At 31.6% G+C, this 17,246-nt stretch carries 13 protein-coding genes; 4 read left to right on the forward strand and 9 right to left on the reverse strand.

Annotated features, from left to right (window positions below; genetic code table 11):
- Positions 1-31 precede the first annotated feature (31 nt).
- A complete protein-coding gene (gene gcvT / locus G6N05_RS00855; protein WP_166124675.1) occupies positions 32-1,114 on the forward strand; it encodes a glycine cleavage system aminomethyltransferase GcvT in 1,083 nt (360 codons plus the stop codon).
- Between the two features lie 31 nt (positions 1,115-1,145).
- Here gcvT and G6N05_RS00860 read toward each other — a convergent pair whose 3' ends face one another.
- Positions 1,146-3,695: an ATP-dependent Clp protease ATP-binding subunit gene (locus G6N05_RS00860; RefSeq protein WP_166124676.1), complete on the reverse strand. Its 2,550-nt coding sequence runs from the start codon at positions 3,693-3,695 to the stop codon at positions 1,146-1,148.
- A gap of 245 nt (positions 3,696-3,940) precedes the next feature.
- Between G6N05_RS00860 and gyrA the strand changes: the two genes are divergently transcribed.
- Together gyrA and G6N05_RS00870 are read left to right on the forward strand one after the other, a co-directional pair.
- Positions 3,941-6,529 (forward strand): DNA gyrase subunit A, encoded by a 2,589-nt coding sequence (gyrA, locus tag G6N05_RS00865; protein ID WP_166124677.1) that lies wholly within the window; start codon positions 3,941-3,943, stop codon positions 6,527-6,529.
- Positions 6,530-6,586: 57 nt separating this feature from the next.
- Positions 6,587-7,666: a tetratricopeptide repeat protein gene (locus G6N05_RS00870; RefSeq protein WP_166124678.1), complete on the forward strand. Its 1,080-nt coding sequence runs from the start codon at positions 6,587-6,589 to the stop codon at positions 7,664-7,666.
- A gap of 52 nt (positions 7,667-7,718) precedes the next feature.
- Here G6N05_RS00870 and G6N05_RS00875 read toward each other — a convergent pair whose 3' ends face one another.
- The 5 genes from G6N05_RS00875 to G6N05_RS00895 all read right to left on the reverse strand — a co-directional run bounded on the left by G6N05_RS00875 (position 7,719) and on the right by G6N05_RS00895 (position 13,078).
- The gene (locus G6N05_RS00875; protein ID WP_166124679.1) at positions 7,719-9,815 is read right to left on the reverse strand and encodes a vWA domain-containing protein; all 2,097 of its coding nucleotides are present in this window, start codon (positions 9,813-9,815) and stop codon (positions 7,719-7,721) included.
- Between the two features lie 30 nt (positions 9,816-9,845).
- A complete protein-coding gene (locus G6N05_RS00880) occupies positions 9,846-10,841 on the reverse strand; it encodes a hypothetical protein (protein WP_166124680.1) in 996 nt (331 codons plus the stop codon).
- A gap of 79 nt (positions 10,842-10,920) precedes the next feature.
- A complete protein-coding gene (locus tag G6N05_RS00885) occupies positions 10,921-11,457 on the reverse strand; it encodes an RNA polymerase sigma factor (RefSeq protein ID WP_166124681.1) in 537 nt (178 codons plus the stop codon).
- A 212-nt stretch (positions 11,458-11,669) separates the two neighbouring features.
- Positions 11,670-12,254 (reverse strand): phospholipid scramblase-related protein, encoded by a 585-nt coding sequence (locus G6N05_RS00890; RefSeq protein ID WP_166124682.1) that lies wholly within the window; start codon positions 12,252-12,254, stop codon positions 11,670-11,672.
- 2 nt (positions 12,255-12,256) lie between these two features.
- Complete coding sequence (locus G6N05_RS00895; RefSeq protein ID WP_166124683.1) at positions 12,257-13,078, reverse strand: DUF6929 family protein; 822 nt, start codon at positions 13,076-13,078, stop codon at positions 12,257-12,259.
- A gap of 167 nt (positions 13,079-13,245) precedes the next feature.
- On the opposite strand from G6N05_RS00895, the gene G6N05_RS00900 reads away from it, so the two are divergent.
- Entirely contained in the window at positions 13,246-14,115 is an 870-nt protein-coding gene (locus G6N05_RS00900) for a PPK2 family polyphosphate kinase (RefSeq protein WP_166124684.1), read from the forward strand.
- A gap of 173 nt (positions 14,116-14,288) precedes the next feature.
- Here G6N05_RS00900 and G6N05_RS00905 read toward each other — a convergent pair whose 3' ends face one another.
- The 3 genes from G6N05_RS00905 to G6N05_RS00915 all read right to left on the reverse strand — a co-directional run bounded on the left by G6N05_RS00905 (position 14,289) and on the right by G6N05_RS00915 (position 17,245).
- Positions 14,289-15,536, reverse strand: coding sequence for a T9SS type A sorting domain-containing protein (locus G6N05_RS00905; RefSeq protein WP_166124685.1), 1,248 nt, complete (start codon positions 15,534-15,536; stop codon positions 14,289-14,291).
- Between the two features lie 41 nt (positions 15,537-15,577).
- Positions 15,578-16,240 carry a thiamine diphosphokinase gene (locus tag G6N05_RS00910; protein ID WP_166124686.1) on the reverse strand — a complete coding sequence of 221 codons (663 nt, stop codon included), beginning with the start codon at positions 16,238-16,240 and terminating at the stop codon, positions 15,578-15,580.
- A 186-nt stretch (positions 16,241-16,426) separates the two neighbouring features.
- On the reverse strand, positions 16,427-17,245 hold the full coding sequence (locus tag G6N05_RS00915; protein WP_166124687.1) for a DUF4249 domain-containing protein: 819 nt from the start codon (positions 17,243-17,245) through the stop codon (positions 16,427-16,429).
- Position 17,246 lies beyond the last annotated feature (1 nt).

Here is a 17,246-nt window from a genome sequence, read left to right on the forward strand (position 1 = left end):
TTAGCAACTTCAAATTTTATAACTACATACAATGAAAAATACAGCATTAACAGCTATTCACGAAAGTTTAGGAGCAAAAATGGTTCCGTTTGCAGGTTACAACATGCCTGTGCAATATGAAGGAGTAAACGCAGAACACGAAACGGTGAGAACTGGTGTGGGAGTTTTTGATGTTTCACACATGGGTGAATTTTTCTTAAAAGGAGAAAATGCTTTAGCTTTAATTCAGAAAGTAACGTCAAACGACGCTTCAAAATTAGTAGATGGAAAGGCACAATATTCATGTTTACCAAATAATGACGGTGGAATTGTTGATGATTTAATCGTATACAAAATTGCAGACAATCATTATATGTTAGTCGTAAATGCTTCTAATATTGAAAAAGATTGGAATTGGATTTCTTCGCACAATGATTTAGGAGTTGATATGCAAAATCTTTCGGATGGCTATTCTTTATTAGCGATTCAAGGTCCAAAAGCGGCTGAAGCTATGCAAAGTTTAACAGCTATTGATTTAGTGAATATGCCTTATTATTCTTTCCAAATTGGGGAATTTGCTGGTAAACAAGATGTAATTGTTTCGGCAACTGGTTATACAGGTTCGGGTGGATTTGAAATTTATTTTAAAAACGAAGATGCGGTAACGATTTGGGCAAAAGTTTTTGAAGCTGGTGCGCCTTTCGGTATTAAACCAATTGGTTTAGCGGCTCGTGATACGTTACGTTTAGAAATGGGATTCTGTTTATACGGAAACGATATTAATGATACAACTTCTCCTTTAGAAGCAGGTTTAGGTTGGATTACGAAATTTGACAAAGAATTTACGAATTCGGAAAACTTGAAAAAACAAAAAGAAGCAGGTGTTTCTAAGAAATTAGTTGGTTTTGAAATGGTGGACAGAGGAATTCCTCGTCATGATTATGAAATTGCTGATGCGAATGGAAATATTGTTGGAATTGTAACTTCTGGAACGCAATCACCATCATTAGGAATTGCTATTGGTATGGGATATGTTCCAACAGAATTAGCCACTCCAGATTCTGAAATTTATATTAGAATTAGAAATAAAGATATTAAAGCAAAAGTGGTTAAAACACCATTCTTGAAGAAATAAGATTTTTAGTTTACAGATAAAAAAAAACCTGCTAATTAGCAGGTTTTTCTGTTTTTTCTATTGTGATATTGAGTTCTAAAGCTTCGTCAGCTAAATCCATAAAGATGATATCACCTTCATGAATTTTTGAAGTAATAATTTCTTCTGCTAAAGCATCTTCCACATATTTTTGAATCGCTCTTTTTAACGGACGTGCTCCAAATTGTTTGTCGAAACCTTTTTCAGCAATAAAATCTTTTGCTTTTTCAGAAACGTTTAATGTGTAACCTAAGTCTTTTACTCTTAAGATAAGTTTTTCCATTTCAATATCGATAATTTTATCAATATCGTGTTTTTCTAAACTGTTGAATACAATTACATCGTCAATTCTGTTTAAGAATTCTGGAGCAAAGGCTTTTTTCAAAGCATTTTCAATTACTGATTTGTTGTGTTCGTCTGCTGATGCCACTTTTGCTGCAGTTCCGAAACCAACACCTTGACCGAAATCTTTCAATTGGCGTGCTCCAATATTAGAAGTCATGATGATAATTGTATTTCTAAAATCGATTTTTCGACCTAAACTATCTGTTAAAAAACCATCATCTAAAACTTGAAGCATCATATTAAACACATCTGGATGCGCTTTTTCAATTTCGTCTAATAAAACAACAGCGTATGGTTTTCTTCTGATTTTTTCTGTTAATTGTCCGCCTTCTTCGTAACCAACATATCCTGGAGGTGCACCAACTAAACGAGAAATAGCAAATTTCTCCATGTATTCACTCATGTCGATACGTACTAACGCATCTTCAGAATCAAATAATTCTTTCGCTAAAACTTTCGCTAATTGCGTTTTTCCAACACCAGTTGAGCCTAAAAAGATAAACGAACCAATTGGCTTGTTTGGATCTTTTAATCCGGCTCTATTTCGTTGTATTGATTTGGCAATTTTTTGCACCGCATCATCTTGTCCGATTACTTTTCCTTTAATAAGTTCAGGTAAATGGGCTAATTTATTACTTTCAGTTTGAGCAATTCTGTTAACAGGAATTCCGGTCATCATAGAAACTACATCGGCAACATTATCTTCTGAAACTTCAACTCGGTTAGATTTTGAATCTTCTTCCCATTTCTCTTGAGCAATGGCTAAGTCTTTTTCAATTTTCTTTTCGTCGTCACGTAATTTTGCAGCTTCTTCAAATTTTTGTTTTTTAACAACTGAATTTTTCAATTCACGAACTTCTTCTAATTGTTTTTCTAATTCTAAAATTTGTTTTGGCACTTCAATATTCGTAATGTGAACACGAGAACCAGCCTCGTCTAAAGCATCAATAGCTTTGTCTGGTAAAAAACGGTCGGTCATATAACGACTTGTCAATTTCACACAAGCTTCAATCGCTTCAGGAGTATAAGTTACGTTATGATGATCTTCGTATTTACCTTTAATGTTATTTAAAATGATAATCGTTTCATCAACCGTAGTTGGTTCTACAATTACTTTTTGAAAACGACGTTCTAAAGCACCATCTTTTTCTATATACTGTCTGTATTCATCTAAAGTCGTTGCGCCCACACATTGAATTTCTCCACGTGCTAAAGCGGGTTTAAACATGTTACTTGCATCAAGCGAACCGGTTGCTCCACCTGCACCAACGATAGTGTGAATTTCGTCAATGAAAAGAATAATATCGTCGTTTTTCTCTAGTTCGTTCATTACCGCTTTCATGCGTTCTTCAAACTGACCACGATATTTCGTACCAGCTACTAAAGAAGCTAAATCTAAGGTAACAACTCGCTTGTTGAACAAAATACGAGATACTTTTTTCTTTACAATCATTAAGGCTAAACCTTCTGCAATGGCAGATTTACCCACACCTGGTTCACCAATTAAAAGCGGATTATTTTTCTTTCTTCTACTTAAAATTTGCGAAACACGTTCAATTTCTTTTTCACGCCCAACCACTGGATCTAATTTTCCTTCTTCAGCCATTTCGGTTAAATCTCTTCCGAAATTATCTAATACAGGAGTTTTAGATTTTTTAGTGGTTTTACTTCCGCTATTACTTGGCGGAGTTGCACCGCTGTCTTTAAAATTATCATCGCCAGAATCGTCAAAGTTTTCTGCTCTTGGCGAATTTTTTAAAATATTGTCATCTTCACTGTTGTTCAGGCTCATATAAATATCTTTTACGTTATCATAATTAATTTTCAACTTGTTTAATAACTTAGTTGTGGGATCATTATCATTTTTTAATACACATAATAGTAATAAAGCTGTGCTTATCGATGTTGTATTAAAAACTTTAGCTTCTAAAAAAGTATATTTTAAAGCTCTCTCTGCCTGTCTAGTTAAGTGTAGGTTTTTTTTGTTGTTATTTGTTACTCCGCTTGGATTCGCTGGACTCAATACTTCAACTTTTTTTCTTAAGATATCAAAATTGATATTTAGAAAGTTTAAAATATCAATCGCACTTCCATTCCCATCTCTTAATATACCTAAAAGTAAGTGTTCGGTTCCAATAAAATCGTGGCCTAAACGTAAGGCTTCTTCTTTACTAAACTGAATAACATCTTTAACTCTTGGTGAAAAATTATCTTCCATAAATTTTTTAAATCTATTGTAAAAATACAAAATAGAATAGTACGATTTAAAATTAGTACTATCATATTGCTAATTGACAAAAAAAAATTGAGAAATAAAAACGAAAACTGTTATAATTTGTTAAAAATTTCATCTGTTATTGTTGATAAGTATTTAGATTTTGTTGGAAAATACCCTTTTAAAAAACGCAAAAAATCGTATATTGGCACGTTTAAAAAAAATGAGTAAAAATTAAATAAATACCTATGTCTGACGGAGAAAAGTTAATTCCTATTAATATTGAAGATGAAATGAAGTCAGCCTACATCGATTATTCGATGTCGGTTATTGTATCAAGAGCATTACCAGATGTGCGCGATGGTTTAAAACCAGTTCACAGAAGGGTGTTATTCGGAATGTATGAGTTAGGAGTTTTTTCTAATAGAGCCCATAAAAAGTCTGCCAGAATTGTTGGAGAAGTTTTGGGTAAATATCACCCACACGGAGATACATCAGTATATGATGCTATGGTTCGTATGGCGCAAGAATGGAGTTTACGTTATTTAATGGTTGACGGTCAAGGTAACTTTGGTTCGGTTGATGGTGATAGTCCTGCAGCAATGCGTTACACCGAGGCTAGAATGAGAAAGATATCTGAAGAAATGTTAGCTGATATTGACAAAGAAACAGTTGATTTCCAGTTAAACTTCGATGATACTTTAGAAGAGCCTAAAGTTTTACCAACAAAAGTGCCAACTTTATTAATTAATGGTGCTTCTGGTATTGCGGTGGGAATGGCAACAAATATGGCGCCTCACAATTTATCTGAAGTAATTGATGGAACGTTAGCGTACATTGACAATACAGATATCGAAATTGACGAATTAATTAAATATATAAAAGCACCAGATTTTCCTACGGGAGGAACTATCTACGGATATGAAGGTGTGAAAGAAGCTTTTAAAACAGGAAGAGGTCGTATTGTAATGCGCGCTAAAACAATGTTTGAAGAAGTGAATGGTAAAGAATCTATTATTGTAACAGAGATTCCGTACCAAGTTAACAAAGCCGACATGATTAAGAAAACGGCGGATTTAGTTAACGAGAAAAAAATTGAAGGTATTTCTACGATTCGTGATGAATCGGATAGAACAGGTATGCGTATCGTTTACGAATTAAAACGTGATGCTGTACCAAATGTGGTTTTAAATACACTTTATAAATATACACAATTACAATCTTCTTTCAGTGTAAACAATATTGCTTTAGTAAAAGGAAGACCACAAATGTTAAATCTAAAAGATTTAATTCACCATTTCGTGGAACACCGTCATGAAGTTGTGGTTAGAAGAGCACAATACGAATTAAGAAAAGCAGAAGAAAGAGCTCATATCTTAGAAGGTTTAATTATCGCATCTGACAATATTGATGAAGTAATTAAAATCATTAGAGGTTCGAAAGATGGAGAAGAAGCAAGAGGTAGATTAATTGAAAGATTTAAATTATCTGAATTACAAGCTCGTGCTATCGTTGAAATGCGTTTACGTCAATTAACAGGTCTGGAACAAGATAAGTTAAGAGCTGAGTTTGACGAAATCATGAAGTTAATTACTGGCTTAAAAGAATTATTAGCTAGTAAAGAATTAAGAATGCAATTGATTAAAGACGAATTAGCTGAAATCAAAGAAAAATATGGAGATGCGCGTCGTTCAGTAATTGAGTATTCTGGTGGAGATGTAAGTATTGAAGATTTAATTGCTGATGAAAATGTAGTAGTTACGATTTCTCATGCAGGTTACATCAAACGTACTTCATTATCAGAATACAAAACTCAAAATAGAGGTGGAGTTGGTCAGAAATCTGCAGGAACAAGAGATCAAGATTTCTTAGAGCATTTATTTGTAGCAACCAATCACCAATATTTATTATTCTTTACTCAAAAAGGAAAATGTTTCTGGATGCGTGTGTACGAAATTCCAGAAGGAACAAAAGCAAGTAAAGGTCGTGCCATTCAGAATATTATCAATATTGAACCAGACGATAAAGTTGCCGCATACATTTGTACGCAAGACTTAAAAGACCAAGATTACATTAAGAGTCATAATCTAATTATGGTTACGAAACAAGGTCAGGTTAAGAAAACATCTTTAGAGAAATATTCAAAACCTCGTATAAACGGAGTTGCAGCTATTACAATTAAAGATGGTGACGAATTATTAGGAGCTAAGTTAACAAATGGTTCTAGCCAAGTGTTAATTGCTGGTAAATCTGGTAAAATGGTTCGTTTTGAAGAAGAAAAAACACGTCCAATGGGTCGTACCGCTTCTGGAGTTAGAGGAATTACTTTAAAAGATGAAGCAGACGAAGTAATTGGTATTGTAACTGTAAATAAAGAAGATGTAAACGATACTCAAATCTTAGTGGTAACTGAAAATGGATACGGTAAACGTACCAAATTAGTAGAAGAAGATGGTGAAGATGTATACAGAATTACAAACCGTGGTGGTAAAGGTGTGAAAACATTAAATATCACAGAAAAAACAGGTTCGTTAATTGCTATTAACAATGTTACGGATGATGATGATTTAATGATTATCAACAAATCTGGATTAACAATTCGTATGATGGTTTCAGATTTAAGAGTTATGGGTCGTGCCACTCAAGGAGTTCGATTAATCAATATTAAAGGAAACGATTCTATTGCTGCGGTAACTAAAGTATTACGTGAAGACGAAGAAATAGTTGACTTAGATGAAGATGGCAATCCGATAGTAACATCGGAAAGTGAAACTTCAGAAGACGATGCTACAGAAAACGATGGCACGGATATTGAAAGTGACAACACAGAAGAATAGGAATAATTTTAAAAGCCCAATTCGTTGGGCTTTTTTTTAACTTAAAAAATAATTAAAATGAAGAAATTAGTATTAGGAATTTCACTTTTAGTAGCAACAACTACTTTTGCTCAAAAAGACGAATTAAAATCGTTAAAGAAAATATACGATAAAGAACAACCTTCTGCAGAAGAGTTTGCTAAGTATAAAGAAACGCTTACGAAATTAGAAGCTGTAGCTACAACTGAAGATGATAAAACGGCTTCAAACTTTTACAAATCAATGTCGCCATTAGTGGAAATGTCAACTTTAGGAGCCACGCCAGCGCCAATGCAAATTGCAAAAATATTAAATCCAGATGCATTTACTAAAATGGTTGATGGAATGCGTTCGACATTAGATTATGAAACTAAAACGGGTAAACAAGTTTTTACATCAGAAATTAACGAAACTATTAAATCTTTTAGGCCAATTTTCACACAAATGGCTTTGACTTACAATAATGCTAAAAAGTATAAAGAAGCGTCAAGAGTATTTTACAACAGCTATAGACTAGATCCAAAAGATGTTTCTTATTTGGAAAACGCTGGAATTACTGCCTTACAAGCATCAGAATTTGTTGATGGCGAAAAATATTATAGAGAAATGAAAGCGGTTGGTTTCAAAGGAACTGGTTTAGGTAAATTCCATTCTAAAGAAGCAGAAGTTTTAAAAACAATTGCAGCTTTAGCTTCAACTAATAATAATATTGAGCAAGCAAAAATTGATTTCAAGGAAGCTTTAGCTTTAAATCCAGACGATCTTCAGTTAGAAATTGATCACGCTAATTTGTATTACAGATTAAATGATATCGAATCATATAAAAAGTTAATTACAGCAGTTATTGCAAAAGATCCAAACAATGCACAATTGCAATATAATGTAGGTTTTTTAGCATTATCAGATGATGAAAAATTAGTAGAAGAAATTAATGCTAATTTAAAGAATAAAGCTAAATATGATGAGTTAATGACTAAACGTAAAGCAATGTTTACTACTGCCTTACCATACTTTGAAAAAGCACATCAATTAGATGCGGCTAATGAAGATACTAAAACAATCTTAAGATTAACCTACGAAACATTAGGTATGAAAGATAAAGCTGCATCTGTGAAATAATAAAAAAATGCCTTAATGAAAATTAGGGCATTTTTTTTTTGGGAAATAATTTTTAATTCACACTTTCTACTAATCGAATAAATTCACTTCTATAGCCATCAATATCTTTAGCTTTTGACTTAGTTGCTAATTCTATAATTTCAGTTTTATTTTTGTTGACTATTAATTTTGAATCTCTAAGTTTAAGTCCAAACCAAGCAACTGCTGAACAAAATTTGAAATCTTCACTGCAGTTTTCAAGGTTAACAACATTGTTTTCAATAGTTTGAATAATTTCAATACTTTTATTTCCATCTGGTTTTTTATATCTGAATTTTATGGTTGCTAATTCGTTAGAAACTATATTGTTTTTTGTATTTGAATATTTTAGTTCAATTGGTTCTGTAGTAAAATCACTTTTTACACCAACTGGAATTATTTCATATAAAGCTGTAACGGTATGTCCACTTCCTAATTCGCAAGCATCTATAGTATCATTTGTGAAATCTTCGTTTCGTAATTTTCTGTTTTCGTAGCCAATTAAACGATAGTTTTGAACGTGTTTCGGATTAAATTCAATTTGAATTTTTACATCTTTCGCAATTGCAAACATACTTCCTTTAAATTCTTTTACTAAAAAGCGATTAGCTTCTTGCATATTGTCAATATAGGCGTAGTTTCCATTTCCTTTATCAGCTAATTTTTCTAATTTCGAATCTTTGTAATTTCCCATTCCGTAACCTAAACAGGTTAAAAAGACATCGCTTTCTCTTTTTTCTTCAATTAGAGAAATCATATCACTGTCAGAAGAAGCTCCCACATTAAAATCGCCATCAGTTGCAATAATCACACGATTATTTCCGCCATTAATGAAATTTTCTTCTGCAACCTTATAGGCTAATTTTAAACCTGCACCACCAGCTGTACTTCCACCAGCTTTTAAATTTTCTAATGAAGCAATAATTTTTTCTTTATCGTTTCCTGAAGTTGGTGGTAAAACTAAACCAGCTGCTCCAGCATATACTACAATACTAATTTTGTCTTCTTTGCGTAATTGTTTAGTTAGAATTTTTAGAGATTCAATAACTAAAGGCAATCTGTTTTCGCCACTCATAGAACCCGAAACATCAATTAAAAACACAAAATTTGAATTGGGTAAATTTCCAGTGGCGATTTCTCTTCCCTGTAAACCAATTTTAACTAATTTATGGTTCGTATTCCAAGGACAATCTCCATATTCTGTTTGTATAGAAAACGGATCATCGTTTTTTGGTTTCGCATACGAATATTTAAAAAAGTTCATCATTTCTTCAATTCTTACAGCATCTTTTGGAACATCATTTCCGTCGTTGATGAATTTTCTAATGTTGGTATAAGAGGCATTGTCAACATCAATTGAAAAGGTTGAAAGTGGATTGGAAGTTGAATTTTCAAATGGGTTTTCTAGAAACGCATCATACTCATTATTTAAATTATCGAAATCTAATTCGTTTAAATTTACTCCTTTTCGACCCATTTTATTGAAAAATTTTTCAACAACATTATAATTGTTAACTTCTGTTGTAATTATTATTACACCATTCTTACCTTTTTGTCCAAAAACTTTTATGGCATCTTCAACATTAATAACTTTGATTGAGTTTATTGTTTTGTTGTCAATTAAATCCAACTCTTTTTTCAAAGCTTTTTCACCGTCGATATAAAATAATGGTTCGTTTTTAGTCTCAAATTCTTCACTACTTAATTTAGTAATTTCATCAGAAAAAGTTGCGCTAATTTCGATTGTTGAATTAGATGTTTTAGTTGCTTTAGCGGGTGCTCTATGTTTGCTGCTTTTTTTGCTACCGCTGTAACCCATTGTCACTACCAAACATTCAATAGCATTACTAGAAGTTGCTAAAACTACATTAATTACGTTTTCAGTACCAACTGTAATTGCTTTAGTTTCTTTCCCCAAGAAAGAAAATTCTAGAACATCACCTTGATTGGCTTTTAAACTGTATTTTCCTTTTTCATCGGTTTGTGTGCCTTGTTGCGTTCCAGCAATTGATATTATAGCACCTGGTAATGGCACTCCTTCAGAAGTCACCGTTCCAGTGATTGTTTTCTGTTGTGAAAAAACGGTATTTACTACTAATAGTACGAAGATTAAAATTTTTAGTTTTGTCATAAGGTTTTGTTTTTTTGAATTTGACTATTTTTATTTTTCCGCCGGTTTCCCGTCTTTTGTGGTGATGATTACAATTCCGTTTTTACCTTTTTTGCCATAAATTTTAGTAGCATCAGCAGGTTTTAAAATGTTAGTTGAAGTTATTCTTTGTTTATCTAAAGGCGCATAAGGACTCGTTGGGTTTTTCCCAAATAACGATTCTTCCGAATATTCTATTCCGTTAATTATATACAATGGATTTGGTAAATAAGTGAATTCCTCAACATCTTCATCATTTATTTTGTTTAATTCTTTTTTCGCATTGTAGCTTTTGTCCATAGCCACGCCATCAATTACCACTAAATCTTTATTTTGTTGAACAGGAGCTACTTCTGCCGTTTTAGATTTAGCGGGCTTATATTTAGATTTTACTTCTTTAGCAGTTGCATCATATTTTTTGTTTGGAGCCAAATAACCATTATTTGAACTCGAAGAGTTAAGTGCACTATTTCTATAGCTAACTTCGTTTTCTGTAGTGCTATTTTTATTCAATTCGTTTGAAATTATTCCTTTTTCTTCCAAAGTAGAATTGTCTTCTCTCATTTCCATTTTTGCGGCAGCATCATCAATTACTTCTGATGATGTAAGTACTTCTGGATAAAAACTACTTTCTGCAGAGGCTACTCCAGAATTATAATTTGGATTTATCGCTTTTTTCGGATCGTTATTGTCAACCACAACTTCTTTTGCTTCATCAATAATTTTCTTCACAGAATCATTAGAAACAATAACTGGATTTGTAGTGTTATTGATGACTTTGCCTTTGATTGTTTCATCATTGGAAACAAATTGGTAAATGATAGAAAAACTTAATAAAACCGTTGCCGCAATAGCTAGTTTTTGCCAAGTGTTTTTCTTCTGAACCACAATAGTGTTGTCCAGTTTCTCTTCCACACGATTCCAAACCTTATCCATTCCAGGAAAGTCTTTTTCGCCATTGTGGGAAGCGTTTTTTATTTTGCAATATATTTTTTCTTCTGAGTTCATTTTTTGTTTTTTAATTTATTATAATTTGACTTCGAGAACCTCAGTCACCTTATCACTCCATCTCCAAATCGCCTTTTCTTTAATTTACTTTTTGATAATAAAACGTATTTACCAAATCTTTTAATTTTGTTTTTGCCACATTGAGTTGCGATTTTGAGGTGCCTTCCGAAATTTGAAGCTTCTCAGCAATATCTTTGTGTGAAAAACCTTCTATTACAAACAGACTGAAAACCGTTTTGCAACCATCGGGCAAATAATTGAGCAAGTTGAGTAAATCTTCTTCCTCTAATTCACACATTTCATCTGTTAACGGCTGGTCTTTTAAACTCACATCTTCCAAATACAAATTAAAATTGACATTCTTTTTCAATTGCATCAAACACTGATTCACCGCAATTTTTTTCGCCCAACCTTCAAAAGCTAATTCTTCTTTCAATTGGTCAATTTTGGTAAAAATGATGTAAAACGCATCGGCCATAGCTTCTTCAATTTCTTCTTCTTTTTTCAAATAACGTGAACACGTATAGTACAATTTGCGTGCGAGCAATTCGTACACTTGCCGTTGGGCATCGCGTTGCTGTTTTTTGCAGGCTTGTATGAGTTGTATGTCAATCATTTATTTTGTTTCAGGTTTTAAATTTTTGGTTTCAAGTTTCAGGTTTCAAGTTTCGAAATTCAAAATTCAAAATTCAAAATTCGTTGTTCAATGTTTGTTTCTTATATAGATGACTTTTTTTACCAAAAGGTTGGGACGACTTTAAATTATTTTAAAAAAAAAATCGCAAGTGGTGAAACTTACGATTATAAAAATACAATTTTATTTAAAATTTATTCTTTAAATACCATATCAATACACATTACAGCGGCAATCATCAATTGACGTAATGAATTATCTTGTGGAACATCTGAAATATTAATGACATAATTATCAGCACTTGTAAAAAATTCTTTTCCTAAACCAGCCCATTTTTTAGAAACATTGGCTAATTCTTTGTTGTCTTTACTGAATTTAAAATCCCATCCGGTCCATTTACCTTGAAGTGTACATAAATTTTTATCCTGTTGGTCGTGGATTTCAAATCTTCCACCAAAAGAAAAGAATTGTTGCTTAAACACACCAATTTTTCTTCCTCCACCATCAAAAACATCAATATCTGAACGAAAAATAGTTACGCCTCTTTTAATTTGAATAACCAATTCTCCAGTTGCAGTTCTAATTTCAATATCAAATGGTGTCATTCTTTTGTAATCTGTAAAACGGAAAAGTTTGGTAAAGAAGCCTAAGTTAGGTTCTCTACAAGTTAAAACTAATTCGTTATTTTCTGGATTAAAAATGTCGAAATTATTGGAAGCTTTAAACATGCCGACTTGTTCTTTGACAAGAAAAATGTTTTGATTGAAAATTGGATGCATTCTTATTTTTTAATAGTTAATTTATAAATTTTTGATTCTAATACTTCGGTATCAGTATCTTCGCAAAGTAAGAATTTTATTTCATTATCATCGTTTTCATATAAAGTAATTCCTTCAAATTTATGAGAAATGGAAATGATTTGTGTTTCAATAACTTCGAAAGTTTCCGCATTCATTTTTCCGATAATCGAACCTAAAACTTCGCCGTCTTCATATGTCGAAACTGTATCTTCTGCAGAAGCTAAGAAATAAATAAAATTATCGACTAAAATCGCATCGGTAAAAGTAGTTTCAATTTTTGAAATTTCTGGAAGTTTTACGGCAACAAAACCTTGTGGTTGTTCAGGGTTATCTGGTACAATGAAAATTCCGTTTTTGTTATTTGCTCCATTTCCTCTTTGAAAAAGCAACATAGTTTTATTAATGCAAATGGCACCTTCAATATTTAATTCATCTTCTTTTAAAGTAGCTAAATTTCTTAAATGTTGGTATAATTGAGACAAATCGTTTTTATGTAATCCATCATTTTCTAAATTTAAAGAAAACATCGTGTTGCGTTGCGAAGTCGAACCTGAACCAAAAATAAAAATTTGATTGCCATAACTTGTCATCGCTTCTAAATCTAATTTGTCTTTCTTGGCAATGTTTTCTTGCGGATTCTCCACTAATGGAAATTTCAAAACCACATCTTTATCAATGACATATTGATATAAAAATGTACTGTTGTCTGAAATAATAAAAAGTACATCTTGATAATAAATTAAACCTGAAGCGGAACCAATTCCTTTAATGTGACAGAATTCTGTTAATTGAAAATTTTGCATATATTTATGTTTTGAAAACGAAAGCCTAGCCCTGATAGTAGCGGCATCCTTTTTATTTTAAGTTGCTTGAATTGTCACACTGAGCGGTGTCGAAGTGGCGAAGGTAACTTAAAATAAAAAGATATAGCGGATAGCAGGATATAGCTTCAAATTATTGGTATAAAAATATGGAAAATTTTAATTTAGAAGATTATAAAGTTACAAAACCTATACAATTATCGGATTATAAAACAGAATTGGATAGTTTTTGGGATGATGATAAAAAAGAAAAAGAGTTAGACCAACTTCGTAACAAGTTAAGCGAATGGCAAGATATTATGTATGCGCATAATAGATATGGTGTTTTAGTTGGTTTACAAGGCATGGACACGAGTGGAAAAGACAGCTTGATTCGGGAAGTTTTTAAGGAATTTAATCCGCGTGGCGTAGTGGTGCATAGTTTTAAAACTCCAAATAGTACGGAATTGGAGCATGATTATTTATGGCGTCATTATTTAGCACTTCCAGAAAAAGGAAAGTTTGCGGTTTTTAATAGAACACATTATGAGAATTTATTAGTCACTCGCGTGCATCCAGAATATATTTTAAATGAAAATATTCCCGGAATTGAAAAAGTGGAAGACATCCAACCTGAATTTTGGGAAAACCGTTTCGAACAAATCAATAATTTTGAAAAACACATTTCTCAAAATGGAACCATTGTGATGAAATTTTTCTTTTATATGAGTAAAGACGAACAAAAGAAACGCTTATTAAAACGTTTGGAAGACGAAGATCATCAATGGAAATTTTCTTCTGGCGATTTAAAAGAAAGAGGATTTTGGGATGATTACATGAAACATTACGAAGAAATTTTAAACAAGTGTTCAAAAGAAAACGCACCTTGGTACATTATTCCAGCGGATGATAAAGATATGGCGCGTTATTTAGTAGCGAAAATTATGTGGGAAGAATTACAGCAATATCCAGTCAATGAACCTGTTTTGTCAGAAAAAGATAAAGCGAATTTTGCGATGTATAAAGAGCAATTGAAATAATTTTGAATTAATCAACTAATGTTTTAAAAAAAAACGATGTTGTCTAAAAGGTCTGAAAACCTGTCATTCTGAATTTATTTCAGAATCTCAAAAAAATGGTTATCAATAATATTTAGAATCTGAAGCAGTTCAGATTGACAAAATAATTATTTTTTAGACAACATCGTTTCTTTTTACTCTTTTATAAATTGTTTAGTATAAACTGAATTTTCGGTTTTAATTTTTAAGAAGTACGCTCCATTTTGTAATTGCGAAACATTTATTTGAAAAACGTTTCCTAATTCTTTTTGTACAATTTGTCCTAATTGATTGTAAATTTCGATGGTTTGAATTTCATATTGATTGGTGTTTGAAATATTTAAAATATCAGAACTAGGAACAGGATAGATATTAAATATATTTGAATTTTCAAAAGATGTGTTGTCAAGAAATGAACAGTTAGAATTTACTTGCACTTGGTTTTGTAAACCTAATTGATTAATTTGATTTTGAATATATTGTTTTTCGCCCTCATCTACACAAAAAAAGTTTAGGTTTGGACAGTTTTGTATTCTTACAAAAACATTTTCACTACAAACTGTTTCTCCCATTACTTGCCAGCAATTGATAAAAAAATTATGCTCATTTTTAGCATAAATTGTTTGTAAATTAGTACAGTTAATAAATTCTATGGCAGTACTATTATATTCTGAATTTCCACCAACAGGATCTTTATATTCGGTTAAGTCTAAATAGCTACTTGATATATTTTCAATATTTATTAAATTTAAAGCATGTCCAGTAGATATTAATTCCGTTAAAGGGTTGTTATTTAGGTAAATAGCTGAATATCCACTATAAAAATTTAAACCAGTAATATCAATTTCATTTATTAAATTACTTTGAAGATATAATCCCTGACTTATATAAATATTTCCCGATATATTAAAAGATGTAATTTGATTATGATTAAAACTAAAACCACCACCGCCAGCTGTAACATTGTTTAATGTTACGGTTTGTAGATTGTTATAACTAAAATCACACTCGCTAAACATTGTTCCTGAAATTGACAAATTTATTATTTGATTATGAGTAGCAATTACATAAACATTATTTGGTATTGTATAGTTGAAATGATTTAAATTATTATAACTACAATCTAAGAAACCTAAATTAGTAAAACTTTCAACTCCTGTTAAATCCGAAATATTACTGTTTGAAATTGTTAAATTATAAACAGTTAATGCTTCACTAACTTCAATTTCACTATTGTTATTTGTATCAATTTTTAAATTATTTTCACTGTCATCTTGAGCAATAATATTTGTAACATCTGCTTGTAACAATTTTGCTTTAAAATTTGCGTCAGGAATATTGATGATTTGTGAAAATGAAAATGTACTGAAAGTCAGAAGTATAAATAAGTAGAATATTTTCATAATTTAGATTTTTTTTTAAAAAAATAAAAAAAATCTGATATTTACTCAAAACTTTCAATCAAAAGTAAATTTCCTTTTTCATGAGTAATAGTAACGATTCCATCTTCGGAAACATGGTTACTACTTCCAGTTCTATAGCCTAATTCTAAGCTTCCGTTTTGTAGAGGATAAAAAAGATTTTCTGTTGTAATTCCTTCCACTTTTCCTAAAGGAATCAGCGAAATAATTGCATCTTTTGGATACCATTTTTTGAAGGAATTTGAAAGTAAAAAGACTTTAGAATGGTCATCGAATAAAACAATTTTTAAATCATTTCGGTACGATGCTAAAGTGGATAGGTTGTTTAAAGTATGGTCAGCACGTTTACCAGTTGCCCAAACTACATTTACCGCTTTATGCCCTTTTTCAATCAGAAAGTCAAATGCTTTTTGTAAATCGGTTTTGTTTTGATCTGGCGTATGAACAATTTCAATCGGAAAATGATTTTCTTTGTAAAATTGGGCGTCAAAATCTCTGTCAAAATCTCCTAATAAAACATCCACTTTTATGCCTAATTCAATCACACGTTCTATGGCAGAATCTAACACAATTACATAGGGTGACCATTCTAAAAGTTGGCCTAATAATTCGTTATTGCATTCTAAACCATTCGCAATTATTAAAGCAGGTTCTTGATCGTCGCGAACAATGTGGTGTGATGACATGTTTTTTGTTTCAGGTTTCAGGTTTCAGGTTTCAAGTTTGAAGTTTGAAGTTAGAAAATATTAAATTCAAAGATATTCTTTTTTATTGATTTTTGGAATTTGACGAAAAAAAGAAACACAGATTTAAGAAATTATAAAAATTACTATAATTTCTTAAATCTGTGTTTAAAATAAATGTTGATTTTGCTATTGAATGGTATAATTTCTCACATCCACTTCAGACAATCTGAAATACCCTAAAGGGAAATTTGATGCGTTACTTTGATTGATAATATTTCCTTTTACAGAGGCTGGTGGCGTGCTGAAAGGTCCATTACTTAATCCGCCAGAAATACCAATTAAAATATTCATAAAATTATGATATCGTTCTGAAACGCCGTGTAGCGTAAAATTGATATTTTGTCCTGCAGCTAAATCTTCATCAATAATTAACGAGAACATTTCATTTCCGTTAGTAAAATTATCATCAAAAACGCCTAAAAGAGGAAAAGGTCTGAAAGGCACTTTATATTCTTCCATATAGAAATTTTCTTCGGCTCCGTTATCTTGAAAATTAAATTTTAATTCGATTTCGTTACCTGTAATCCCGTTTAAATCTTGTTCAATCGAAGTAATCGTTGGAACTGGATATAATTTATCTGTAGACGTATAGTTTTGTCCTTTGTAACTAACAGAAAGTGTATACACCCCATTTATAACAGGGTTGAAATTGGTGCATTTGTAATATCCAGTTGCTCCATCTTCGATAAAAGCATAAACAATTGCATTCGAATCTGTAATAGTAACTGTTGCTCCATTTGCTACAGGAACGCTATTGTTAAAATACTCGCCAGTAGTTGTTAAACGTATGGTTTGATCGTTTCCAGTTGTTCCTTTTTCCCATTTAATGGAAGCGTCAATAACCAATTTTGGTTCACTATTGTTTAAATCTACATCAACCACTTCTTCGCAGCTAATAAAAGCAAAGCTAATTGCTAAAATGGAATATTTTATAATTGTCTTCATC

This window comes from Flavobacterium bernardetii, assembly GCF_011305415.1.
Classification (GTDB): domain Bacteria; phylum Bacteroidota; class Bacteroidia; order Flavobacteriales; family Flavobacteriaceae; genus Flavobacterium; species Flavobacterium bernardetii.